We start from the raw sequence: 25,674 nt of genomic DNA on the forward strand, positions 1-25,674 counted from the left end.
CGGATCCTGAACCAACACCTGATCCTGAACCAACTCCGGATCCTGAACCAACTCCGGATCCTGAACCAACTCCGGATCCTGAACCAACTCCGGATCCTGAGCCAACGCCGGATCCTGAACCAACGCCGGATCCTGAACCAACGCCTGTGCCTCAACCAAGCTCAGCAACTAAAGATAGCATAGTGGAAATATTACCACCTAGTCACAACAAAATAATCAAACTAGCATCATCCAAAAATACAATAAATAAAAATTCAAAGGCATCAAAGGAAACAGAAGAAACTCAACAACTGCCTGAAACCGGAGACAAAGACAGCAACACGACTATTTGGAGCAGTTTATTGATCCTAGTTGGGTCATCGCTACTCTTCTTTAGAAAAAGAAAACAGCGTGAGAAATAACTTACGCACTAAATCAAACTATAATATATTAATTTCAAATTTTGGTCACTTTCACACTTACCGGTAACAATTAACATACGCTACAAGCAATAACTAAAAAGTTATATGCTTGTAGCGTATGTTTATAATCTAAGACACACTCTAATTTAAAGGACTGATACGCATTGAATTGTTAATTGAATTTTCACAATTTTTAAAACATTCCGTTAATTTTATTGCATTTCACTCTTAATCCCCTTACCATTAAATATAAGTAGCATTTAATATTTAAGTAATAAGATAGAGGAGATTAGTAATGACAAAAACTACCGATTTAGTTAGCTCAACCCAGGAAATTACGAAAGAAGCTTTACATAAATTGGGTTTTGATGATGGTATGTATGAACTCATCAAAGAACCTTTAAGATTTTTAGAAGTACGTATTCCAATACGTATGGATGATAATACAGTCAAAACCTTTACCGGCTATCGTGCACAACACAACCATGCCGTTGGACCTACTAAAGGTGGAGTTCGTTTTCATCCTGATGTAAATAAAGACGAAGTGAAAGCATTATCCATGTGGATGACTATGAAATGTGGTATCACCGACCTCCCCTTTGGTGGTGGTAAAGGAGGAATAATTTGTGATCCGAGACAAATGAGCAATCAAGAATTAGAACGATTATCTCGAGGATATGTTCGCGCAATTTCTCAATTTGTTGGACCCGAAAGTGATATTCCAGCGCCTGACGTGTACACAAACCCACAAATTATGTCATGGATGATGGATGAATATAGTAAAATCAATCGTTCTAATGCATTTGCCTTTATTACTGGGAAGCCTTTAGCTTTAGGAGGTTCTCTTGGTCGTAATCGTGCTACCGCACTTGGTGCAGTTATAACGATTGAAGAAGCAATAAAACGCAAAAATTTAGATATCAAAGGATCACGTATAACAATCCAAGGTTTTGGTAATGCCGGCAGCTTTATTGCAAAAATCTTACATGATATGGGGGCAAAAATCGTAGCTATTTCTGAAAGTTACGGCGCCCTTCATAATCCTGATGGTTTAGATGTCAATCGACTTATTGAATTAAAAGAACAGCACGGTAGAGTGACACATCTCTTCGATGATGTTATTACAAACGAAGCTTTGTTTGAAGTTGATTGTGATATTTTAGTACCTGCCGCTCTTTCCAATCAAATCACTGAAGATAATGCATCTAAGATTAAGGCAAGCATTATAGCGGAAGCTGCAAATGGTCCTACGACACAAGAGGCAACACGAATTCTAACCAATCGCGGTGTCTTAATTATCCCTGATGTATTAGCAAGTGCTGGTGGTGTTACAGTGTCTTACTTTGAGTGGGTACAAAATAATCAAGGCTATTATTGGTCAGAAGAAGAAATTAACCATAAACTACGCAACAAAATGGTCGACGCCTTTAATAAGATATATGATTTAGCGGAAGACAGAAATATGGACATGCGCTTAGCTGCATACGTCTTAGGTATCAAACGCACTGCAGAAGCTACCCGTTTCCGTGGTTGGGCATAAAATACAATATACGACTGACAAGGTAACAATGAAACTACAGACAATTTTTTGTCTCAAGTTTCATTGTTATTTTTTTACATTCAAATGATTCATAAACTATTCAAAATGATAAGCAGACAATCGCCTACAATAATTATGCCTTTTCTTTTGTATTATTTAAAATTGCACAATTAAAATTAGAATTTTCTGATTTATTTGAAATGCAAATTAATAATCTATATACTTATTTACAACAAAGGGGAGGATATACAATTATGAAGAACAATATCTACGGTAATGTACCGTGCTTTTTAAATAGTAAGAATCTCACTCAGTCAAACATATTAGATACAGACGTTATCGTTTATGGCGCACCATTTGAAGGCGAAAGTACTTGGGGCGACTATACAGGTGTAGAACTTGGCCCTAAACAAATTCGCGTCTGCTCAGCTCGTTATAGCCAATATCTACCAGAACTTAATCACATAGACATCAGTGAACACCTCACGATGGGAGACGTTGGAGATGTTCCATTTGTCGCACACGATAATAAGCAAAGTTATGATAATATTACTGATTTCGCCAAAAAACTTTGGGAAAGCGGTAAATTTTTAGTAGGTTTCGGTGGTGAACATGGCGTTACATATCCCATATTGAAGGCACTCACAGAAACAGGAAAAAAAGTTGGCATTATTCATTTAGACGCCCATTACGACAATATGCCTGATTATGAAGGTGAGCCTTATGCACGTAACACACCTTTTATGAGGCTTTACGAAACAGATGGCGTACGAAATGAAAGCATTATTCACACTGGTATTCACGGACCAAGAAATAAACCAGCTACAGGTCGCTATGCACAAGAAGCAGGTGCCGTGACATTAACGATTAATGATATACGTGAGGCGCATGACTTAAAGGAGTATGCACGTGATATCTATAACCAAGCAAGTAAAGATGTAGATGTTGTTTATTTAACGATTTGTAGCGACGTGCTCGACTTTGCTTTTAATCCTGGTGGTCCTGTCGACGGGAATGGTCTCTCTTCTTTTGAGTTATTAACAATGATTCATGAATTTGGTAAATTAGGCCTTTGCGGTATGGATTATGTAGAAGTTTATCCGATGATGGATGCCAATCAAAACTCAGCGCATTTTGTCTCTACAGCAGTGTTATATGTACTTGCTGGCCACGTCGCTTATTTAAATCAAACAAAGTAATTTGAGGAGTGGTTTCATTGTTTAAAGAAGCTGGGAAGATTTTAAAATCAATTGGCCCTGGAATGATTATCACTGCCTCATTTATTGGTCCAGGTACCGTGACAACAATGACACAGGGGGGTGCCGGATTCGGTTATAGCTTACTATGGGCAGTAGCATTCTCTATCATAGCTACAATTGTGCTACAAGAAATGATTATTCGTCTATCTCTCGTCACACGTGAAGGATTAGGAGAAGCCATCCAAGATTTATTTAAGAATAAAATCGGCAAACTCATTATTGTATGGTTCACACTAATTGCCGTCACGATAGGCTGCGCTGCTTATATTAGTGGTGACTTAATTGGGACATCCTTAGGTGCTTCCTATTTATTGAATTTACCTGAACATTGGGTAGCACCAGTAATCGGTGTCATTATTTTATTTATTGGGTTATTCGGAAATTACCGCTTTTTAGAAAAAATCATGCTTGTGCTAATGGTTATCATGGGCATTATCTTTATTACTACTATGATTGTAATTCAACCAGATACTTCAGGTGTTTTAAAAGGGGCATTTATTCCGACTATTCCCGATGGATCTATTATTACTATCATAGCGCTTATAGGAACGACCGTAGTACCTTATAATTTTTTCATACATTCAACCGCAGTACATGAACGTTTTGGCAATATCAAAGAGCTAAAGTATGCACGTTGGGATACCGTGATTTCAATTACCATAGGCGGTATCATTTCAGCTGCTATATTAATTGCTGCAGCTACATTAATAGAAGGCAAAGAAGTTACAAGCGTCATCCAACTTGCCGGCCCTCTTGAACCCGTCCTTGGAGATGCAGCGCCTGTCGCAATCAGTATCGGACTATTTGCAGCTGGGTTATCTTCGGCAATCGCCTCTCCCACAGGTGCTGCCGCAACGATTAGTAGCTTGTTAGGTTGGCAAGGCGGTATGGAAAGCAAGAAGTATAAGACAGTTTTCACAATTATTATCATCATTGGTATTATCACTTCAGCCTTAGGTTTTGAGCCGCTTCAAGTACTTCTTGTTGCACAAGCGTTAAATGGTATCATCTTGCCTATTGTGGCCATACTCATTTTCATAATTATCAATAAGAAAAACTTAATGGGTCATTACGTTAACACCCTATGGCTCAACATCATTGGTAGTATCGTTGTACTCGTGGTTACCTTCTTGGGTGTATATAGTTTGATAGATGCAATTATGAGTTTTATGTCTTAAATATTTAAACACCCCAATTTAGTCAACTAAATTGGGGTGATATATTTTCATTTACAATAATAATTATACAGATTTAATTATTGTTCACAAATTTGTTTTAAACGTCTAAACATACTAACATAACCTTCTTCTGTAGTTGATTTTGTCACTGCTTTCTCTTTTTCAACTGCATCGTCATCCAATGAATCATCTATAGGGACTTTTATACCTTGATTAAATTTCACTTGTGCTTCACCTTGTAAATCTATAAATTCTACTGTTATAATATCTTCCAAATCACTAAATTGAGGCATTTTAAATGAAAACATCAATTTATAAGGTGCTACAATATCTATATATGTGCCAATTGCTCTATATGCTGTCCCTTCTCTGACATCGATAATTTCCCAGTCGCCATTCACTTCCAATTGGTTCTTTGCGACTTCATTAGTTGTCTCTGAAGTCATAAACCACTGCTTAAAGAGACTAGGTTCAGTCCATGCATTAAACACGGTTTCAACTGAAGCATCAACCTTGAATTCCATATCTAAATTAACAATTTCCCATTCCACAACATTCACCCCTTCATTTGCATTCAATATATGCAATAACACACTGTTTAACAATTCTACTGTTACTGTGATAAATTACCTATTTTTTACAAATTAAACTTTCAACATTGATTTGATTCACTAATACCGTAGTATGTTAAATATTGAAAATTTGATAAATTTCCTCACAAAGTTAATTATTATGTGTTGTTTACATTAACGCGCTTACATCACGCATAATACGAGCCTTTTTATAACCTAATAAATCATGTAATTCCTTATAAGCATTAAATAATTTTTTATAAATACGTACTTGTTCTCGTTCTGGCTCTACTTGATATAAAACAGGTTCTTTCATCGCTTGAATAGCTGAGGAAAAATCAGGATGTGCACCGCCACATATAGCGCCTAAGATAGCAGCCCCGATAGCCGGTGCATATGCACTATCAATCACAGTGATTTTCTTGTTTAAGACATTCGCATATATTTCCATCAACAAGCTATTCTTTTTAGGAATACCACCACATGCAAAGACATGATCCACTTCCATTTGCCATCCTTGATATTGTTGCATAATCATTTTTGTACCAAATGCTGTTGCTTCCATGTATGCACGATAAATATCTTCATGCTTTGTTTGAAGACTTAACCCGAACAGGCTTCCTTTTAAATTACTATCACTTAAGACACTCCGATTACCATTGTGCCAATCTAATGCGATGATGCCACTTTCTCCAGGATACCGCTGACCTGCTTTTTCATTGAGTAACTCAAAAATTGAGATACCTCGCTCTTCCGCCATTTTTACATAGTCATATGGGGATTGATTAGCAATATACTCGAATAAATCTCCTACTGCAGTTTGTCCGGCTTCATATGCATAAAGATCAGGTATGATTGCCCCTTTAACAGAGCCTGAGATACCAGGGACTTTATGCTGCGCCTTATTCAACATTAAGTGACATGTACTCGTGCCCATGACCATCGTCATTTCTTTATCCTTTTCAGCACCGATACCTAACAGACTTGAATGCGCATCAATAATGAAAGGACTTACTTCTGTATTTGGCGAAAGGCCCAATTTATGTGCCATCTCTGTACTAATTTTACCAACACTTTCACCAATGCTCACAACAGGTGCCGCTACTTTCGTACGTACAATATCTGATAAATTATCATCCACTTTATCAAACAAATCATAATGAAATCCTGTAGATGACTCCCAAAATGATTTAAATCCTAATCCACAGTTAGAGCGTACATTTTTACCCGTAAGGCGATTAACAATCCAATCTCCTGCCTCCATAATATTAGCTGTTTCAGTCATCACTTCTGGCGCTTTATGATTCACTTCCATAATTTTAGGGATCATCCACTCGCTGCTAACATTAAAGCCATAATAACCTAACCAACGATTTTTCTCTTCTATAGCAGTGTTAAATAATAAATCAGCTTCTGCCTGTGCGCCGTGATGCTTCCACAATTTCACATAGGCATGCGGATTATCGCAAAATTTAGGATTATTATGAATTGGCTCCATATATTCATCAACAAAAATGACTGTAGAAGAAGTGAAATCTATACCTATACCGACGATATCTTGTGCTGCTATATTCGATTTTGACAAAATTTCTGGTATACCTATTTCAATTACTTCCATATAATCATTCGCATTTTGCAATGCATAACTTGGTGGTAACTTTTGTCCATTAAGTTCCCCTTCAATTGTGCCATGCGAATATGCTTTGATATATTGTTCAATAATTTCACCATTCTCAGTATTCACCAGAAATACTCTCCCTGAACCGGTACCAAAATCTATCCCTATACTGTATGTCATGACTAACCCTCCAGTCTCCTTAAAGAAAACGCTTTCCTAAAGCATAATTAAGATAGTTCCAAAAATCAATATAAAAATTCATAAATACACATAAAGAAACACAAAAAAGCATTATTACATTGACAAATACCAATGTAAGCGTTTACTATTAGCCGTACAAACATAAATGAACACGAAAATAAAGGAGTTGAACATATATGAAAATCGAATCAAATGCTTTTCGTTTGATTGAGCCTGGTAAATTCAAAAGAGATACACTGATTCATGATTTCGAAGATAGAGATATTATTGTCAGGCCAACAAAAGCAAGCGTCTGTCACGCAGATTTACGTTACTATACGGGTAAGCGTCGTCCTGAAGCACTTGCCAAAAAATTACCTATGGCGCTGTTTCATGAAGGCATTGGTATAGTAGAAGATTCCAACCATCCTGATTTTCAACTTGGAGATAAAGTGGTCATTGTTCCTAATGTACCCTCTCGTCTACGTAAAGGTATATATCCAACTTCTACACTACAAGATAATTATGATGAGAACGCTGTTTTTATGGGAAGCGGATTTGATGGCATTTGCCAAGATCGGATGGTAGTTCCCGGAGATAACGTCGTAAAAGTACCAGAGGATTTAGATGAAGACGTTGCGCTACTTGCCGAATTATGTTCTGTATCACTATATCCCATTAACCAACTTGAACACATCACTACAACAGAATCACCACAGGTGGCAATCTTCGGAGATGGCCCAGTCGGTTACTTAGCAGCAACGGCCTTGCATTATATTTATGGCATTGATAAAGCAAATTTAATTGTATTTGGTGCTGTTCAAGAAAAACTAGCTGCCTTTGAACATTTTGCAACAACGCATCTCGTATTTGATTTTGATTTCAATCAGCACCGCGGTGTGCACACTATTTTCGAATGTACAGGCGGTCAATTTTCAGAGTCTGCGATTAATCAAGCCATTGATTTAATTGATAGACAAGGACACATAGTGTTGATGGGGGTCACTGAAGAACGTGTTGGTATCAATACACGAGACATTCTTGAAAAGGGCTTAACTTTTTCAGGAAGTTCACGTAGTACGAAACGAGAATTCGAACAACTAATTAACGCATTTAGCAATCAGCAGTATCAACAAGCCCTGAGACAGCTTATTCCAGAGGTTTACTATCACATCCATAATACATCAGATTTGAAGCACGCCATGGATGACACTGCTGCACATAAAGGATGGAAGAAAACATATTTACAATATCATTGGTAAACAATGACTGAAAAGGTGGTATATAAATGAATCATTCGAATGCTATTTTAGGCATGCCTCGTCAAATTATATGGGGGTATATCGGTATCATCATCTTTATGATGGGTGATGGGTTAGAAATTGGGTGGCTAAGTCCCTGGCTACATGGGCACGGCTTCTCAGTTCAAGAAACTAGTTTACTATTCTCTGCATACGGTGTTGCCGTAGCAGTCGCAAGTTGGCTCAGTGGCGTGTTTGCCGAAGCACTTGGCGGCAAACGCACAATGATGTTAGGGTTAGGCTTCTATATCATTGGTACCATTTGTTTTGTAGGGTTTGCAATTCCTTCACAAAATCTTGCACTCATGTTGCCTGCTTACGCTTTAAGAGGTTTAGGCTATCCATTATTTGCTTATTCTTTCTTAGTATGGATTTCTTACCGTTCAGAACAAAAGTCGCTTGGTGCTGCTGTGGGCTGGTTCTGGTTTGTATTTACAGGTGGCTTAAATGTATTAGGTGCGCTTTATTCTATTTGGGCAATCGAACACTTAGGACATATCAATACGCTATGGAGTTCACTATTCTGGGTCGTTCTTGGTGGTTTCTTCACTCTAGTGTTAAACAAAGACACGTTACCATCCAACCAAGGTAGTTCAAAGGAAAAGCTAAAAGAAATACTTAAAGGCTTTACAATTATGAATGACGAACCGAAAGTATTATTAGGCGGCATCGTGCGTGTCATTAATACAACAGCACAGTTTGCTTTTCCTGTCTTTTTACCAATATATCTTTCTTCATTTGGCATACCAACATCGAAATGGCTGGCTGTGTGGTCAACGATATTCGTTGGTAACATCATCTTTAACTTAATCTTCGGGATTGTTGGAGATAAGATTGGTTGGCGTAACACAGTGATGTACTTCGGTGGTATTGGAAGTGGCATCTCAGTCCTATTAATGGGTTATGTGCCTATTTGGACTGATGGTAACATCGTTCTTTTAACTATTGTAGGTTTCAGTTGGGGCGCCTTTATCGCTGCCTATGTACCATTATCCGCACTCATACCATCACTGGTTAAACAAGATAAAGGGGCAGCCTTATCTGTACTTAATTTAGGTGCTGGTTTGCCCGTATTTGTCGGACCTATGATTGTTTATCTATTCATTGGTAGCATACAAGCTATAGGCGTAATTTGGGTACTCGCGATACTATACTTTATTAGTACGATACTCACTTATTTTATTAAAATGCCTAAGCACATGCAAAATGGTGAGTATGAAACAACGTAAATTCTTGTGATAGCTGATCATACTTTAGGAGGTGTCGCCAGTGTTACCAGCTGAACGCGAACATTTGATTATTACTTTTTTGAAAACAAATAAAAAAGCAACGATTCATGATTTAGCAATCGAATTCAAAGTCCATGAAGCTACCATTCGTCGAGATTTAAATAAATTAGAACAATTCAACCAAATCAAACGGACGCATGGTGGGGTCGTTTTAAATGATTCAGAAGTCTGGGATGAATTAAATTTTGATGATCGTGAATCCAGTTACTATTATGAAAAATTAGCAATTGGTCATCAAGCAGCTGAATTTGTAGAAAATGGCGACACGTTGTTTATCGATTCGGGATCGACGACGATACACTTTGCTCGTGCACTAACGCAAAAGAACAATTTAACCATTATTACAAATGATATTCATATTGCTTCTATTTTAAAATCCACCTCCAATCAAGTCATTGTTACAGGAGGTATCTTATATAAAGATAATTATTTATTAAACGGTATGATTACGAACGATACATTGAAATTATTTAACCCTTCAAAATTATTTTTAGCAACACCTGCCCTTGATTTAGAAAAAGGAGTTACACATTTTAATGAAACACTTACTTCTACAAAAATTCAAATGGTCAACCAAGCTAAACAAATATACGTGCTAACTGATAGTTCTAAATTGGATAAAGTGTCACTTTACAATGTGTGTCCAACACACCGAATAGATACATTAATCACTGATCATACCAATCACAAAATTAACTGGACATCTTATGAAACTAAGTTAAATCATTTAGTTACAGTCGATACAAATATCTGTCACTAGTTTAAACGTGAATTACAAAACGGGTTTTCATCAAACTGATGAGAACCCGTTGTTTTTGTATATTGTACAATGTTTATTCATCCTGTCTATTAAACACCAGAATATGATGAAAATCCACCATCTATCGGAACAACAATACCTGTGACAAAACCACTCATGTTATAATCCATCAACCAATAGAGTGTTCCTAAAATATCCTCCGGTTCACCAAAGCGATTCATTGGTGTTTGAGAAAGAATTTTTGCAGCACGTTCAGAATACGAACCATCTTCATTCCTTAACAGTGCTTTATTTTGCTTCGTTTCAAAGAATCCAGGTGCAATGGCATTTACACGAATATGACCTGCAAAATAAGTACTTAACCATTGCGTAAAGTTACTAACTGAAGCTTTCGCACCACTGTATGCTGGTATTTTCGTTAATGGTGTAAAAGCATTCATCGAAGAAATGTTAATGATGGTACCATCTGCACTTTCAACAACGTCTTTACCAAATACTTGAGATGGTAAGAAGGTACCCGTATAGTTCAGTTTAAATACTTGGTCTACACCTTCTTCAGTCAAATCAAAAAATGTCTTGTCACTTGTTACATCATACATCTCATCATCTGTCGTAGCATTCGGATTATTGCCCCCCGCACAATTGATAAGTACAGCAATTCTGCCAAACTTATTATTATATGTTTGTTTCGCTTTTATTAAAGTATTCTTGTCTAACACATCTGCCATTAAACCAACCGTTTGTTCTCTATCTGTATCAACTTCATCTTGCAGTTCAATGATTTTATCTTCCTGACGCCCTAAAATACCGACATTTGCACCTTTTTTAACTAGTGCTTTGGCGAATGTTGCACCAATTACGCCCGTCGCACCGGTAATAATGACGTTAACTCCCTTAAATTGTGTAGACATTATTTACTCATCCCTTCTATTAAGCCATTGATATAGGTTGCACCTAATGCTCTATCAAACAGACCGTAGCCAGCTTTACCCGTTTCACCCCAAACCATTCGTCCATGGTCTGGTCTAATGGTACCTTGAAAGTCGATATCTTTTAAAGCTTCGACAACTGCTTTCATATCTACCGAACCATTTTTAGATAAATGCCCCGTCTCTACGAATGAAAATGCATCTAAACGTTTCACATTACGCATATGCACAAAATGGATATGGTCTCCAAATTCACGAATCAAAGCTGGTAAATTATTCTCAGCTGATGAGCCAAGTGACCCCGTGCAGAAACAAATGCCATTCTGTTTACTATCATTGATAGCTAATAATTGTTTATAACTGTTTCTATTTTTAATGATACGTGGAATACCAAAAATAGACCATGGCGGATCATCTGGGTGTATCGCAAGATCAATGTCATGTTCGATTGCAGTAGGTAACACAGCATCTAAGAAATACTTTAAGTTGTCCCATAATTGTTCATCAGACATGTCACGATAAGTGGTGATTAAGTGATTCATTTCTTCCCTTGAATAACTTTCATCCCAACCTGGTAAATTTAAATCTGTCGTTAATGGATCAATATTTTTTAATTGATCATGTTTATAAATAAGCGTATTGGAGCCATCTTCTAATTCGTAATCTAATTGTGAGCGTGTCCAGTCAAATACAGGCATAAAATTATATGTCACTGTTTTAATACCATTTGCCGCTAAGTTGATTAATGAAGTTTTATAATTTTCAATTAAAACATCACGTTTTTCTGTACCCATTTTAATTTCTTCACTGACAGGTAAACTTTCAACGACTTCAAACTTCAATCCTTCCGCTTCAATGGATTGTTTCAACTGCGAAATCCTTTCTGATGTCCATACTTCTCCAACCGGCACATCATAAATTGCCGTAACAATTTGCTTCATATCAGGAATCTGTTTAATATGTCTTAAAGTCACCGGATCATCTTGACCATACCATCGAAATGATAATTCCATAATTATACCTCCTTAACGCCATCTATTTTAAATAACCGAACTGCATTGTTGTAACAAATATCTTTCACCATTTGATTCATTGTTGATTCTGATAATGCAATTTCCCCTTTTTCAATCTTATCACCTAAGAAATTACATAATATTCTTCTAAAATACTCATGGCGCGTATAAGAAATCATGCTACGCGAATCTGTTAGCATACCAACAAATTTAGCTAATAAGCCTACATTGGCATAGTCTACTAGATGTTGTTCCATGCCTTCTTTCGTATCATTAAACCACCACGCAGCACCTAATTGCACTTTGTGCTCACTATTCGAAAAGTTGCCTGCAGTTGCTTGAACCATTAAATGATCATTCCCATTATTTGGATAAATAATTGTGTCTGAAAGTGCTTGATGCTGTTCAAGATGGTCTAACATAGCATTGAGTGATTTCGCACTTAATGGTTCTCCTACGCTATCAAATCCACTATCCGTGCCAACTCTTTCATACATTCTAGTATTATTATTTCTAGTTGGTCCTAGGTGGAATTGAACAACCCATTTTAATTCATGATAGACTTTGCTTATTTCTGTTAATATATAGCCCGCTAATTCATATTGTTCTGTTTCCGAAACGTTCTCACCATTGATTAGTGCTGTGTATATTGCGTGCGCTTCTTCAGAAGAAGCGGTCATGAGTGGCGTTTTTTCAAAACTTTGATCTGAGCTTCTAGCGCCTTGACGATCAAAATAATGAATACGTGCTTTAAGCGCTTCAATGTAACTATTTAAATCACGGATATCACAATCTGTAGATTGATCTAATTGTGCAATCTTTTCTTGTATAGTTGCGCTACTTAAAAATACATAACTATCCGGTCTGAATGTAGGGATAACTTTGAATGTCACGTTTTTATCTTCATTTAATAATCTATGATATGCTAAATCATCGCAAGGATCATCCGTTGTACAAACAACTTTCACATTACTTTGTTTAATTAGGTTTTGTGGTGTATGGGATGACTTCGCTAACTTGCGATTTAATGATTTATAAAGCTTTTTAATATTCACTTTATCTAAATCAGTATCTTCATTGAAGTAGCGTTTTAATTCAAGCGAACACCAGTGGTACATCGGGTTAACTATAGAATAAGGTACCATATGCATAAATGCTTTGAATTTATCATAGTCTTCTGCATCACCAGTAATATAGTCTTCTTCAATACCAAATGCTCTCATTAATCGCCATTTATAGTGGTCACCCGCTAGCCATAATTGTGTGATATTATCATAGTTTTTATTTTCATAAATTTCTTTGGGATCTAGATGGCAATGAAAATCATAAATGGGTAAGTCTTTCGCCTTTTGATATAACTTAACTGCCGTTTTATTATTTAGTAAAAAATCGTCTTTAATTAATGTCATTATTTTTGCCCCTTTTCTCTAAATATTTAGCTTGCCCAGTTAAATATTTAAAATTTCATATCAACCGCCTGATACTAAAAGTCATCCTGCCATCAGTTGACCACATGATTGACAACATCATTGAATACGCTTACATAGAAAGGATTTAAAATCTGTCAATCTATACATAGAAATTCTACGTTTAACGCTTTAATTCTCCGAAGTGAGAAGCTAATTTGAATACGTCACTTTCATCTACTGCTAATGCATCTTCATTCGTTGTATGTTGCAATACTGAACATTTCGTTGCAAAATCAATAGTTTCTTTCAGTTGCCATTGGTTTATCAAACCATGTAAAACACCAGCCATAAATGCATCGCCAGCCCCTATACGATTGAGTACAGCATACTGATATGCCTCACTTTCTAAATAACCTTGTTCAGATAACGCAATACCTTGTAACGTACTTTGCTCAATATCTCTGTTACTCGATGCCATGAGCGGTATGTGATATTGCCTTTGAAGTGTTTCAGCGCAAGTCTTTATATCATCACTTTCAGTATTAGTTTCAAGTAAATGGGTTGCATCTTTCTTCCCAAAGAACAACACATCCACTAATGGTAAGATTGATTGAATGATCGGTACTGCAACTGCTTTCGACCATAAATTGGCTCTAAAATTAATATCAAAGACAATATATGCCCCTTGTGATTTAAGCCCTTTTAGGATCTCTACGATTTGTTCACGAATCGTTTCATTGATGGCTAATGTAATACCGGTTAATACAACATAGTCACCCTTTTTAATCGGCACATCATTAATTACAACATGCCCTACTTCAGCAAAAGACGAATGTTCACGATCATAGATGACCTTGCCACTACGAAAGCCGAAGCTTTCTTCCATGTAATACGTACCCATTCGTCCGTCTACTTGGTGTATTAAACTTGTTCCAACGCGCGATTGATACATCTGTTGCAACGCTAATTGCCCCAAAGCATGATGCGGCAAGACGGTTAACATCTCCGTACCATGACCAAACTGTGCTAATGTCACAAGTGCATTCAATTCCGCCCCACCGACATTAACCCTCAATGCATCCGTATCTTTAAGCTGTTTATAGTTAGGCGGCGTATAGCGTAGTAAGACTTCGCCAAATCCATATACCGTCATAAATTATCCCTCGCTTTTTAATTCTGCTACGTATTGCTCTAATGCCGCTTTACCTTGTTGTTGATAAATTTTAGTAATCTCACTTCCGATACCTACTGCAAAGCTACCTGCGTCTAGCCAGTCTTTTTGATTATCTTTGCCAATGCCACCAGTAGGAACAATTTCAATTTGTGGCAATGGTCCTTTAAAATCTTTAATTGCTTTTGGTGAAAACTGTGTTGCTGGGAATAACTTCAATAATTTACAACCATAGCGCAATGACTCAACCATTTCTTTTACTGTCATACATCCTGGAATATATGGCACATCATAAAGATTTGCGATTTTAGCCGTCTCTTTATCAAAAGATGGACTCACAATAAATTTCGCACCGTTTAAAATAGCTGTGCGCGCTGACACACTATCTAATACAGTGCCTGCACCAATTAATGCGTCTTCTCGTTTTGCTAAGTCGCTAATAATGTCAATAGCCTGTGGTGTCGTTAACGTTACTTCAATAATATGAAGGCCTTTATCAATAATCGTATTAGCAATATCCAAAAATGATTGTGCATCGTCTGTACGCATGACGGCGATATGTTGTCCTTGTTGAATTGCTTTCATTGTCTCTGATGATTTCATCTTGTCATCTCCCTGATAGAAATTTAATTTACCGAAAATAACAACGTTGTTATTTAGGTTCAAAAAAATATTGTAACGCTTGTCTCTATGGTATAATTAATTCTAACCTAAATCAATCTATTTCAAGGAGAAATTTTATGGCAGTAACGTTAAAAGATGTTGCCGAAGCCTGTGGCGTAAGCTATTCCACAGTTAGTAAAGCACTAAAAAATTCCCAACTTGTAAAACCAAATACCAAACAAATGATTCAACAAAAAGCGATTGAAATGAATTATATCCCCAATCATTCTGCAAGAGCGCTTGTTTCTAAGAAAAGCGGTACGATTGGATTAATCTGGCCTTCTGTCGATCGTGTAGCCGTAACTCACCTTATCACTGAGATTAATTTAGCCATAAAATCCTTAGGATATGTCATGTTTGTGTCGATTGATGATGTTGCTGCCGCTTCGAAAAAATTTGTCGAATTTGGCTGTGATGGTATCGTCATTTTTGATGAAGGAGACAATACGAACTTACCGCCAGAGATTTACAACAATGTCCCCGTCGTAGCATATGGTGTCGATCGCAATGTCCCTTATCCAATTGTGAACGTCAATCATGCTGAAGCAATGATTATAGCAATAAGCGAACTACTAGCTAAGGGCATTGACAGCATCGATTACATCGGTGACCTGCACACGAATGACGCGCGTCAAGTAGCTAAAAAAGATGCCATCACCAATTATTGTAAACAACACCATATTAACTATCGCATGATAGATTCTCGAGGGTTAAATGCTATTGATGCAGAAGCATCAGTTAAACATTTTCTTCAAAGCGCATCACTGTCATCTGGCGTTATTTGTGGCAGTTACGATATCACTGTAGGTACTATCAATGCGATGGGGCCTGACCACCAACCAACCATATACTCTTATGACAATATCCCACAAATTAAAAAAATTGATTATCCTGTACACGCGATTGGTGTCCCTACTGCACAAATTGCACAACAAGTTGTTACCGTATTAGATAAAGTAATTAAAGGGGAACCTATAGAAGGTACTTATCAACTTCATCCTTCACTGAATCACAATCGGTAATATATCGTTACTACATGCATAATAAACAAAAAGCCCAATACTACATGGACAGTGTAGCGTTGGGCTCATTTGTTTGAGAGATATTTATCTTATCTAGAGGGTTATTTCATTTTTCTCATCAACTGAAATATAAGTTATTTCATGTATTAATATGTTTATTTTCTGGTTCGTTTAAATCTAATAAGTGACCTTCATCGATGTGTATATCGTCTAATCGATTTACAACAGTCGTTACACCTATATGCTGTTATTTACATAGTAACCTTACATTTAATACGCAAACTGTCATTATACGAATGAAAAATTAATATTTGTACACATTATCATGTTAAAGCTTTTTATGAAATATAGTCACCAATTTTGAGCGCTGGTTTTGGGGTTTAAGTTTATAATTGGGAGAAAACTTAGGTTAATTGGTTTGAACTTATATTTCATACACATCATATTTACAAATATAATCATTGGCATCGATGAGTGCTTTGCATAAGGGGATACAAAGCATTATCCATATTGATGCGATCACACCATCTCTGTGTCATACGGCATCACCTAATTCATTCTATTCCTTCAGACTCCCTTAGTATCTTCATAAGTTATGAGTTCTGATTAGAATAACGTATATTTTAAAACTGTTGTATCTAAGTTGTTCAACGAAATTAATACATCGCGAAACACTTATTTAAAAGCATTTGTCTGCTTAATTAATCAGTACTCATAACCCTCTACAACCCTTATTATAATACTCAACCTCCTATGATTAAAATACATAGTTGGAATATTAAATATTCCATTACGGAATACTTTGTCATGGAAATATACCCTACCTATTTCACGAAATGATACTATTTATAATTTTTTAGAAAATTAATCCATTCACGCGTTACATAATTAATATAGCTTTCTTTTTTCCAAATAATACCTAGGTTCCAATCCACATCTGCATCAGCTATTTCTATACCAACGACATCCTCATTTAAAATACCTACAATACTTTCAGGTAAAATACTCACACCTATTCCATCTACAATCATATTTTCAATAAATGTTATTTGCGCCATCTTGGCTACTGTTTTTGGATGGAAACCAACCTTCCTACAGCTTTCAATAATTTGATCTTTAATGTAATAATCATTATGGAACATAATAAAATGCTCCCGCTTTAAATCACCTAAATGCACCGATGATTGTTTTGCATATTCAGATTGTTTATCGACGACAAGTAGTAATTTCTCTTTATATAATGGTACTGCATGATACAAATCATCATCTACCGGCAGTGTTGTAATACCTACATCAATTTCATCATTATTCAAATATAATTCAACTGCTTTTCCGCCGCCTTCAATCACTTCATACGTAACATTAGGATATATACTATGGAATTTATTTAAACTTTCAGTAAACAAACGCACGTCCATAATAGCTGAGACACCTAAGCGTATATGGCCTCGTTCTAGGTTGGAAACATCATCCATTTCAAGCGATAAATCATCTAATATAGCTAATGCTTCTACACATTTATCATAAAATATTTGTCCTATATCTGTTAGTGTAATATGCTTCTTCCTTCTATCAAACAGCGTGATATTAAATTCATCTTCAATACTTTTAATATTTTTACTAATAGTAGATTGTGCGATATAGAGATGTTCTGATGCTTGCGTCATGCCACCATTTTTTACAACTTCAACAAAATATTTCATTTGCTTAATTTCCATGTTAGTCTCCTCTGAATGTCCCTTTGTTTAAATCTTCATTATACGTATTTACGTGTCTACTTTAAATGCTTAATCACTGCTTTAGCAGAATCTGAAATTACTTTATCATTAGGCTTGCCATCTTTTTGATCTTGTTTTGAATAAATTGCTAAAATAATAGGTTTAGTTTGATTTTTCGGATAGATAAAAGCTAAATCATTACGTGTTGCATACGTTAAGCCTTGTCCACTCTTGTCTCCAACAGTATAACTTTTAGGTACACCTGCTTTAATCAAGGTATCACCTGTTTCATTTTCTATCATCGTTTGCTTCAATAATGCTACATTTGATTTATTGTTTTCATTACTTGTCAAAATGTGTTTTAACGTTGTTGCTGCAGCTTGTGGTGTTGTTGTATCAGCTGTACTATGCGGATCAAAGTAATTTAATTCTGGTTCCAATCTTTGCGGTGCTGAAACATAATCACCTAATAATTCCAACTCATGCTTCAAACCAGTTGCACCACCGAGTTCTTCGATGATTTTATTATTTGCAGTGTTATCACTTTTCAACATAGATGCTTTAATTAGCGCTTTTAATGACATCGTTTTACCAATATGTTGTTCTGTCACAGGTGAGTTGGCCACAATGTCAGCTTGATTTATTTGAACTTTCTTATTCAGGTCCACTTGTGAATAATTATTGAGTAATATACCACTTGCAATCGCTTTATAAGTAGACGCGAAAGCAAATCGTTCATTCGCATTATGTTTATATTCCTTACCATTTTCAGTATTGATACCATAAACACCTACAGTCGTATCGTATTCATGTTCTATTTTATCGATATCTTTCGCAAAAGTCACATTACGTACAAATGATAAGCTTATCAAACATACTGAACTCAAGATAAGCGCAACCATTATTTTTTTTACATATGTATTCATCTTTAGTCCCCTTTTAATATTAAATTTTTTTCGTACTATGTTATTACTTTGTAAAACAATTATAAAAGAGCGAGCAGAAAATCAAAGTTTTGAATTTGACTTTCTATTCTCGCTCATTCATCATAAACTACTATCTCATTTTTTTACTAGAAGTTTCAAATACTAAGACTAATCTTCAAACGTAATTAAAATTTCTTTTAATTTATCATTTTTATCGAAATCAACGGAATAAAGGCCTGTATTGGTTTTATATTCTAAAAATGTTCCCCCCTCTGTTTCACCACTATTAACGATTTGATTGGAGGCATGTGCTTTTTTAAACATGTCTTTAGAAACAGTGTTAGGTTTTGTTAAAAAGGTTATACCTACGACTTCATCTTCACCATTGAAATCAACTGTTGTGTCGTATATTTTTTTACTATAATAAGGTTCCCTATCAGTATGTGTATTTACTTTGTAACCATTGATGGTTACGTTATCATATTTTAAGGCGCGTACAAAATTATAATCCTGTGTAAATGACGGATCATGTGTTGTATAACCTTCATAGTTATACCATGGTGTTTGCGCTTTTAAATTTTTAGTACTTTGTGTGCTGGCACCACTTGCTCCACCTTCACCATGACCCCATTTTTGTACTTGTTCGGCTGCTTGGGTTTCCGGACTATTGGTTGCTATATACGCTACTGAAGAACCAACAACCAGCGTTGATACAACGATTGTCGTAGAAAGTAACTGCCTTACTTTACGCATATGACTTCATCTCCTATCCTAAAACCAATTGATAGCAAGCCACTTTATTGTCCAATTGTCACTTCTGTCAATCTATCATTTTGATCAAAGAAGGCTGTATAGAAACCATTATTTGTTGCATAAGTTACAAATGTGCCATCATTATTCCCTAATTTTCCTTCTTTAGTAATTTCATTAGAGGTATGAGCCTTTTTAAATGTCGCTTTAGACACTGAGTCTGGTTTAGTGAAAAATGTGATTTGAACGACTTCATTATCACTATTAAATTCTACACTTGTATCATAGACTTTCTTACTATGATCAAATTCTTTCTTAGCATCTGTATTCACTTTATAACCATCGATTGAGACATTGTCATATTTTAAGGCACGTACAAAATTATAATCCTGTGTAAATGATGGATCATATGTTGTATAACCTTCATAGTTATACCATGGTGTTTGCGCTTTTGAATTTGTAGTACTTTGTGTGCTGGTACCACTTGCTCCACCTTCACCATGACCCCATTTTTGTACTTGTTCGGCTGCTTGAGTTTCCGGACTATTGGTTGAGACGTATGCTGCAGAAGAACCGATGACGAGTGTTGACACAACGACTGTTGCTGAAAGTAATTTACCTACTTTACGCATAATAAGTCACTCCTCAATTTTCGAATTATTTTCTATAAAAAACATAAGCACAACGCACTTCGCTTTACACACACCATTTTTATTATTTACGCAAAACGTATACTTATCATCTTCAATGACGACATTATCCAATTCCCATTTGCATCAATCGATTGTTTTTATCAAAGTACGCTGTGTATGAACCATGATTGGTCTCATATTTAACAAATGTACCGTCACCGTTTTCCCCGCCATTAGTGACGCCTTCATCAATTATTTTGTTAGAGGTATGAGCCTTTTTAAATGTTGCTTTAGACACTGAGTCTGGTTTAGTTAAAAAAGAAAGACCAATCACTTTATTATCGCTATTAAATTCAACAGTTGTATCATAGACGTCCTTACTATGGTCAAATTCTTTCTTAGCTTCCGTATTCACTTTATAACCATCGATTGAGACATTGTCATATTTTAAGGCGCGTACAAAATTATAATCCTGTGTAAATGACGGATCATATGTTGTATAACCTTCATAGTTATACCATGGTGTCTGTGCTTTTAAATTTGTAGTACTTTGCGTGCTAGCACTACTTGCTCCACCTTCACCATGACCCCATTTTTGTACTTGTTCGGCTGCTTGAGTTTCCGGACTATTGGTTGAGACGTATGCTGCAGAAGAACCGATGACGAGTGTTGACACAACGACTGTTGCTGAAAATAATTTACCTACTTTACGCATAATAAGTCACTCCTCAATTTTCGAATTATTTTTTGGTCGAAACTTAAGTAATAAACAATCTATTTGCACGCTTAATTAACAAACATGCTAAACAACTTTACGCCTATGCAAATTACAGGGACAGTTGATAAGTGATCCACTATAAACATTAAATTGAACGATTTCTAAAACCACTCCTTAATTTAAATTTTCTTTTTGGCTTTAGTGTAATATTTCACCTCAATCATACACCAAATATTTATATTTGCAAGAATATATATAATAATTAATAAACTCAATTCTGCTTTCTCGAATAATAGTGAAAGCGTTTTATTGAAATGATGATAAATCTGTTTTAAAATGAATCTCATGGTTTGAATTATTTTTTTAATAAAATGTATTTTTATAAATTCCATCAATAAATAGTATTCATTTTATTGACGGCACTTATATTAGGGGGGGAACTTACAGTGACAACGCAAGATTATCAACTGTTGATTATTACAGTAATTAGTATTTTATTTCTAATCTTTTTAATCACATCTAAATTAAAATTCCATCCATTATTAGCACTGTTACTCACAGCAGTCTTTGTTGGTTTCACTTCTGGATTAGGTATCGATAAGATTGTTGAATCTATAGAAACCGGGGCTGGTTCAACACTTGGTGAGACAGGTGTGACTATTGCTTTAGGCGCTATGCTAGGGAAGATACTTTCCGACTCTGGTGCAAGTGACAAAATTGCATCCTCCATATTACAGAATGCATCATATAAAAAATTACCCTGGATGATGGCTTTAGCCGCTTTCATAATCGGTATTCCGATGTTCTTCGAGGTGGGTTTAATTATGTTATTACCACTTATTTTTACAATCTCTAAGAAATTAGAAAATGACAATAATATTAAAGGATCGGCTTATGTCGCAATTGGCGTCCCTGTCATAGCTGCATTAGCAACAATGCATGGTATGGTGCCACCACATCCTGGGCCACTCATTTCAGTGAATCAATTTGATGCAAACATTGGATTAACTATGATTCTTGGTATAATTTGCGCGATTCCAACCATCATTATTGCTGGTCCATTATACGGAAAATTCATAACACCGCGCTTATCTGTTAAACCAAATCAAGATTTACTCAATCAATATACCAACGACAACGATGAGGATAATTCTCAAACAGTATCAACATTTTTAGCCTTTTCAACTATATTAGTACCAGTAATTATGATGTTATTACATGCAATTGCTGGCATATTTTTTGGCGAAAAAACACTACAATATAAAATTTTCGAATTTTTAGGAAGTCCCATTATTGCCATGTTTATCGGTGTCCTTTATGCAATTATCGTTCTTGGCTATTTAAAAAATAGAGATACTCAAAAAATACGTGACGCATTAGGTAGTAGCTTGAAACCTATTGCAGGTATCATGCTTATTATTGCGGGCGGTGGTGCATTTGGCCAAGTACTTGAAGACTCCGGTGTAGGTACGGCAATTGTTCACCTTGCAGACAATTTCTCATTATCTGCATTATTGATGGGCTGGGTTGTTGCTGCGTTACTATCAATTTCGACAGGTTCTGCAACTGTAGGTATCGTTGGTGCAACCAATTTACTTTATCCATTAATTCAAGCAGATCCGAGTATCAACAAAGAATTATTAACCATTGCAATTGGTTCTGGTTCTTTATTCTTCAACTATGTTAACCACGGTGGTTTCTGGTTGGTTAAAGAATCTTTTGGTATGTCCATGGGCGAAACATTTAAGACAATCACTATTGTTCAGTCAATTGTCGGTATTTGTGGTTTGGTTATGGTATTACTTTTAAATGCCGTTATTGGCTTGTTTTAATAAAAAAATCGGGACACGCTTACGTGTTCCGATCTTTTTATGTTGAATATATAACTATAGGATTGAAATTCCAAGAATTTCCAAGTAAGTTAAAGTAACTTATAGCAATTTATCTTTTCTTTCCATTAAACGATTATATTCGTCTAAATAAACCTTTTCCGACTCCGAAGCCTTATCATAAGAATTCATGGCACGATGCCATAATGGATAAATTGGTTCTGGCGCAGTTAAATCTGTAATCGTCTTAATTTCATTACTTGTCAGCTGTAAATTGTACGATGCAATATTATCTTGCAATTGTGCTTTCGTTCTTGCAGCAAGCACAATTGAATCAACATTGGGACGATCTCTAAGCCATGCCAATGTTACTTGAGCAACAGATACTTGATGTTGTCTCGCAATGTCTTGTAATGCATCTATTAATTCGTAAAATAACGTTGTATCTTTAACATATGGTTCTGCCCAACCATCACCCTGTCTAGTACCAGGTTCACCCTTCTGTTGACGGTTAACTTTACCTGTTAATAAGCCTTCCCCTAATGGCGACCAAATGCTGTTACCTACACCTAATTCCTTACCAGCTGGTAACAACTCATATTCCGCTTCCCTAGATTCAGGTGTGTAATAGATTTGTTGTGCAATAGGTGGTGCCATGTTATTTGCTACTGCCATTGTATGTGTTTTCGCTAAGGCCCAGCCGCTATAATTAGAAACACCCCAGTGACGTATCTTTCCTTTTTTAATTAAATCATTCATCACTTGGATTGTTTCTTCCACTGGTGTTTGCCCATCCCATAGATGTGTATAATACAAATCTATATAATCTGTGTTTAAGCGTTGTAATGATTCATCTATAGAGCGCTCAATGTTTACACGTCCTGCACCACCATCATTTGGGTTATCTGTTAATTGAAACCCTGTCTTGCTACTAATCACCATTTGGTCTCGTTTATTTCTAATTGCTTTACCTAACGCAATCTCTGAATCGCCTTTAGAATATAAATTCGCAGTATCAAACTGATTGATACCTTGTTCCAATGCATAATCAATCATATAATTTGCCGTTTCTTGTGACATGCCCCCAGCATTTTCAAACCCATGAGTACCAGTAAACGGAATCGTACCTAATGCATATTTAGAAATCGATAATCCAGAATGACCTAATAATGTATAATCCATTATTTTCCCCCTAACATTTACTTACTATTCATATGTTCCCTTTATCGCGTTATTTAAATCTAAGTAGTATGATTAGGTAATGATTATGAAACATAGTGATTTAAATGATATAATCCTATGCTAAAAGCTTTGTCGATACATTTAGTTGACAATTAAGGTTATGATTATATTGTAAAATTTCAATATAGAAAGGATGTTAACAAATGGTCACAATTTTACAAGTAGATTTTCCATTAGATGGACCTTTTGGAGAAGCAATGGCTCAAGAATTTAAAGATTTAGCGGTATCTATTAATGATGAGCCCGGGTTTCTATGGAAAATTTGGACAGAAAATGAAGCCGAAAAAGAAGCTGGCGGTATTTACGCCTTTGACAGTAATGAGCACGCACAACAATATTTAACGATGCATCGTGCACGTTTAAAGTCGTTGGGCGTTATACAAGTAAATGCGAAACTATTCAAGATTAATAACGGACTTACAACAATCACCAACGGACGTATCGACTAATAAGACATGATAAAGTCCCCCTTTCCTATTCACACAATTGTGACTATCCAGGGGGACCTTTTTCTTAAATTTAATTATTCCATCTATATTCTTACAAAATTTAAAAAATTCAACCTTAAAATTTATAATTCACTAAATGCATTATCCTCAACACAAAAACGTACAAATTCAGAAAAGTTAATATGTTTTCATTTCCCAGGAAATGAAATATTTCTTTTTATTGGAGTTCAGCCATTCCTTCTATAAATGCGTCATAAGTAATTTCATTCTTGGAAAATTTCGATACCAATAAGTACATCTGTTCATTTTTAGTGAAGTCTTTTTTGTAAAGTACGCGCTCAGCATCCGACTCTTGTGACAGTGGTTGTGTGATATCTACGCGTTTTGAAAAGGCAGCAAAATAACGCATGCCCAACAAACGTTGTGAAGTAGCATTAATATGAATGGCATCTGGATTAGCTGTTAATCCCTGTGCCGTTACATAATAGCAATTTGCTGTTGACTCAGCTACATCCTTCAATGCTTCATTAATTTGTAGATATTCTACTGCACTTTGTCCAAATGCGGCTTCGCCTAAAAAGTCTGGTAACAATCCGACAATAAATGGCACATCAGGTAAATTTAATTGCGCTCTAAAATAGTCTATAAGTACTTCTAATTTATTAGCATAAGATTGATGGCGTTGGTTTAAGCTATCACTCTCACCTTGATGCCATAATACACCAATAATTTCACTCGTTTCTTGCGCAAACTTAGCCTCTGCAATGGCATGTCTAGTTAGTATTTGGTCCGGTGACCACTCATCAATAGACGTACCGCCATCAGCGCATGGAATTAATCCTATAGTTTCATCTGGATGTGCATCTAACCATAATGTTGCAAAGGAAGCAGCTGGACCAATTCCTGCAACTGAACGATCACTATGAATCGGCTCCTCCATCATTTGCCATCTACCATTTTTCAAGACCATGATGCGTTCATCAATAATAGGTGGCACGTCACTTACAAATCCTCGCCCTGCCATATTAGACTGACCTACAAGTAATATTGATTTCATATTTAACTTCCTCACTAAATATTTATTTGATATAGACATCATACTATA

The 25,674-nt window shown here is 35.9% G+C and carries 24 protein-coding genes; 10 read left to right on the forward strand and 14 right to left on the reverse strand.

Annotation, left to right across the window (positions count from 1 at the left end; all coding sequences use genetic code 11):
• From BTJ66_RS08075 to BTJ66_RS08090, 4 genes are all read left to right on the forward strand, one after another.
• Nucleotides 1-401: LPXTG cell wall anchor domain-containing protein (locus tag BTJ66_RS08075; protein ID WP_153043327.1), on the forward strand; the 401-nt coding region annotated here is incomplete at its 5' end.
• Nucleotides 402-696: 295 nt separating this feature from the next.
• The gene (locus tag BTJ66_RS08080) at nucleotides 697-1,941 is read left to right on the forward strand and encodes a Glu/Leu/Phe/Val family dehydrogenase (RefSeq protein ID WP_099090462.1); all 1,245 of its coding nucleotides are present in this window, start codon (nucleotides 697-699) and stop codon (nucleotides 1,939-1,941) included.
• Between the two features lie 254 nt (nucleotides 1,942-2,195).
• Complete coding sequence (locus BTJ66_RS08085) at nucleotides 2,196-3,140, forward strand: agmatinase family protein (RefSeq protein ID WP_099090463.1); 945 nt, start codon at nucleotides 2,196-2,198, stop codon at nucleotides 3,138-3,140.
• A 17-nt stretch (nucleotides 3,141-3,157) separates the two neighbouring features.
• Complete coding sequence (locus BTJ66_RS08090) at nucleotides 3,158-4,378, forward strand: Nramp family divalent metal transporter (RefSeq protein WP_099090464.1); 1,221 nt, start codon at nucleotides 3,158-3,160, stop codon at nucleotides 4,376-4,378.
• 77 nt (nucleotides 4,379-4,455) lie between these two features.
• On the opposite strand, the gene BTJ66_RS08095 is transcribed toward BTJ66_RS08090, so the two are convergent.
• Both BTJ66_RS08095 and BTJ66_RS08100 read right to left on the reverse strand, forming a co-directional pair.
• Nucleotides 4,456-4,929, reverse strand: a complete 474-nt coding sequence (locus BTJ66_RS08095) for an SRPBCC family protein (protein WP_099090465.1) — start codon at nucleotides 4,927-4,929, stop codon at nucleotides 4,456-4,458.
• Between the two features lie 190 nt (nucleotides 4,930-5,119).
• A complete protein-coding gene (locus tag BTJ66_RS08100) occupies nucleotides 5,120-6,748 on the reverse strand; it encodes a ribulokinase (protein ID WP_099090466.1) in 1,629 nt (542 codons plus the stop codon).
• Between the two features lie 197 nt (nucleotides 6,749-6,945).
• Here BTJ66_RS08100 and BTJ66_RS08105 point away from each other — a divergent pair, with 197 nt between their 5' ends.
• The 3 genes from BTJ66_RS08105 to BTJ66_RS08115 are packed head-to-tail and all read left to right on the forward strand — an operon-like array spanning nucleotide 6,946 to nucleotide 10,098.
• Nucleotides 6,946-8,010, forward strand: a complete 1,065-nt coding sequence (locus BTJ66_RS08105; RefSeq protein WP_099090467.1) for an alcohol dehydrogenase catalytic domain-containing protein — start codon at nucleotides 6,946-6,948, stop codon at nucleotides 8,008-8,010.
• 26 nt (nucleotides 8,011-8,036) lie between these two features.
• Nucleotides 8,037-9,278, forward strand: a complete 1,242-nt coding sequence (locus BTJ66_RS08110; RefSeq protein ID WP_099090468.1) for an MFS transporter — start codon at nucleotides 8,037-8,039, stop codon at nucleotides 9,276-9,278.
• 40 nt (nucleotides 9,279-9,318) lie between these two features.
• Nucleotides 9,319-10,098 (forward strand): DeoR/GlpR family DNA-binding transcription regulator, encoded by a 780-nt coding sequence (locus tag BTJ66_RS08115; protein ID WP_099090469.1) that lies wholly within the window; start codon nucleotides 9,319-9,321, stop codon nucleotides 10,096-10,098.
• Nucleotides 10,099-10,187: 89 nt separating this feature from the next.
• Here the strand turns inward: BTJ66_RS08115 and BTJ66_RS08120 are convergent, their stop codons facing one another.
• The 5 genes from BTJ66_RS08120 to eda all read right to left on the reverse strand — a co-directional run bounded on the left by BTJ66_RS08120 (nucleotide 10,188) and on the right by eda (nucleotide 15,223).
• Nucleotides 10,188-11,009 (reverse strand): SDR family oxidoreductase, encoded by an 822-nt coding sequence (locus tag BTJ66_RS08120; protein ID WP_099090470.1) that lies wholly within the window; start codon nucleotides 11,007-11,009, stop codon nucleotides 10,188-10,190.
• The gene (locus BTJ66_RS08125) at nucleotides 11,009-12,040 is read right to left on the reverse strand and encodes a mannonate dehydratase (RefSeq protein WP_099090471.1); all 1,032 of its coding nucleotides are present in this window, start codon (nucleotides 12,038-12,040) and stop codon (nucleotides 11,009-11,011) included. Before BTJ66_RS08125 ends, BTJ66_RS08120 begins: the two co-directional genes overlap by 1 nt.
• Nucleotides 12,041-12,042: 2 nt before the next feature.
• Nucleotides 12,043-13,449, reverse strand: a complete 1,407-nt coding sequence (gene uxaC / locus BTJ66_RS08130) for a glucuronate isomerase (RefSeq protein ID WP_099090472.1) — start codon at nucleotides 13,447-13,449, stop codon at nucleotides 12,043-12,045.
• A gap of 181 nt (nucleotides 13,450-13,630) precedes the next feature.
• Nucleotides 13,631-14,602 (reverse strand): sugar kinase, encoded by a 972-nt coding sequence (locus BTJ66_RS08135; protein ID WP_099090473.1) that lies wholly within the window; start codon nucleotides 14,600-14,602, stop codon nucleotides 13,631-13,633.
• A 3-nt stretch (nucleotides 14,603-14,605) separates the two neighbouring features.
• Nucleotides 14,606-15,223 (reverse strand): bifunctional 4-hydroxy-2-oxoglutarate aldolase/2-dehydro-3-deoxy-phosphogluconate aldolase, encoded by a 618-nt coding sequence (gene eda, locus BTJ66_RS08140; RefSeq protein ID WP_099090474.1) that lies wholly within the window; start codon nucleotides 15,221-15,223, stop codon nucleotides 14,606-14,608.
• Nucleotides 15,224-15,360: 137 nt separating this feature from the next.
• Between eda and BTJ66_RS08145 the strand changes: the two genes are divergently transcribed.
• The gene (locus tag BTJ66_RS08145; protein WP_099090475.1) at nucleotides 15,361-16,305 is read left to right on the forward strand and encodes a LacI family DNA-binding transcriptional regulator; all 945 of its coding nucleotides are present in this window, start codon (nucleotides 15,361-15,363) and stop codon (nucleotides 16,303-16,305) included.
• 842 nt (nucleotides 16,306-17,147) lie between these two features.
• Here BTJ66_RS08145 and cidR read toward each other — a convergent pair.
• From cidR to isaB (BTJ66_RS08170), 5 genes are all read right to left on the reverse strand, one after another.
• Nucleotides 17,148-18,023 carry a cidABC operon transcriptional activator CidR gene (gene cidR, locus BTJ66_RS08150; protein ID WP_099090476.1) on the reverse strand — a complete coding sequence of 292 codons (876 nt, stop codon included), beginning with the start codon at nucleotides 18,021-18,023 and terminating at the stop codon, nucleotides 17,148-17,150.
• A 56-nt stretch (nucleotides 18,024-18,079) separates the two neighbouring features.
• Nucleotides 18,080-18,949: a class A beta-lactamase gene (gene bla / locus BTJ66_RS08155; RefSeq protein WP_167380383.1), complete on the reverse strand. Its 870-nt coding sequence runs from the start codon at nucleotides 18,947-18,949 to the stop codon at nucleotides 18,080-18,082.
• Nucleotides 18,950-19,117: 168 nt separating this feature from the next.
• Nucleotides 19,118-19,702, reverse strand: a complete 585-nt coding sequence (isaB, locus tag BTJ66_RS08160) for an immunodominant staphylococcal antigen IsaB family protein (RefSeq protein ID WP_099090477.1) — start codon at nucleotides 19,700-19,702, stop codon at nucleotides 19,118-19,120.
• 44 nt (nucleotides 19,703-19,746) lie between these two features.
• Nucleotides 19,747-20,331 carry an immunodominant staphylococcal antigen IsaB family protein gene (gene isaB, locus BTJ66_RS08165; RefSeq protein WP_099090478.1) on the reverse strand — a complete coding sequence of 195 codons (585 nt, stop codon included), beginning with the start codon at nucleotides 20,329-20,331 and terminating at the stop codon, nucleotides 19,747-19,749.
• A gap of 124 nt (nucleotides 20,332-20,455) precedes the next feature.
• Nucleotides 20,456-21,046, reverse strand: coding sequence for an immunodominant staphylococcal antigen IsaB family protein (isaB, locus tag BTJ66_RS08170; RefSeq protein WP_099090479.1), 591 nt, complete (start codon nucleotides 21,044-21,046; stop codon nucleotides 20,456-20,458).
• Between the two features lie 449 nt (nucleotides 21,047-21,495).
• Here isaB (BTJ66_RS08170) and BTJ66_RS08175 point away from each other — a divergent pair, with 449 nt between their 5' ends.
• Nucleotides 21,496-22,881 carry a GntP family permease gene (locus BTJ66_RS08175; protein ID WP_099090480.1) on the forward strand — a complete coding sequence of 462 codons (1,386 nt, stop codon included), beginning with the start codon at nucleotides 21,496-21,498 and terminating at the stop codon, nucleotides 22,879-22,881.
• A gap of 99 nt (nucleotides 22,882-22,980) precedes the next feature.
• Here BTJ66_RS08175 and BTJ66_RS08180 read toward each other — a convergent pair whose 3' ends face one another.
• Nucleotides 22,981-24,060: an aldo/keto reductase gene (locus BTJ66_RS08180; protein ID WP_099090481.1), complete on the reverse strand. Its 1,080-nt coding sequence runs from the start codon at nucleotides 24,058-24,060 to the stop codon at nucleotides 22,981-22,983.
• A gap of 203 nt (nucleotides 24,061-24,263) precedes the next feature.
• On the opposite strand from BTJ66_RS08180, the gene BTJ66_RS08185 reads away from it, so the two are divergent.
• Nucleotides 24,264-24,569, forward strand: coding sequence for a monooxygenase (locus BTJ66_RS08185; protein WP_099090482.1), 306 nt, complete (start codon nucleotides 24,264-24,266; stop codon nucleotides 24,567-24,569).
• Between the two features lie 217 nt (nucleotides 24,570-24,786).
• On the opposite strand, the gene BTJ66_RS08190 is transcribed toward BTJ66_RS08185, so the two are convergent.
• Nucleotides 24,787-25,626, reverse strand: a complete 840-nt coding sequence (locus BTJ66_RS08190; protein WP_099090483.1) for a sialate O-acetylesterase — start codon at nucleotides 25,624-25,626, stop codon at nucleotides 24,787-24,789.
• Nucleotides 25,627-25,674 lie beyond the last annotated feature (48 nt).

The organism is Staphylococcus edaphicus, from assembly GCF_002614725.1.
Lineage (GTDB): Bacteria > Bacillota > Bacilli > Staphylococcales > Staphylococcaceae > Staphylococcus > Staphylococcus edaphicus.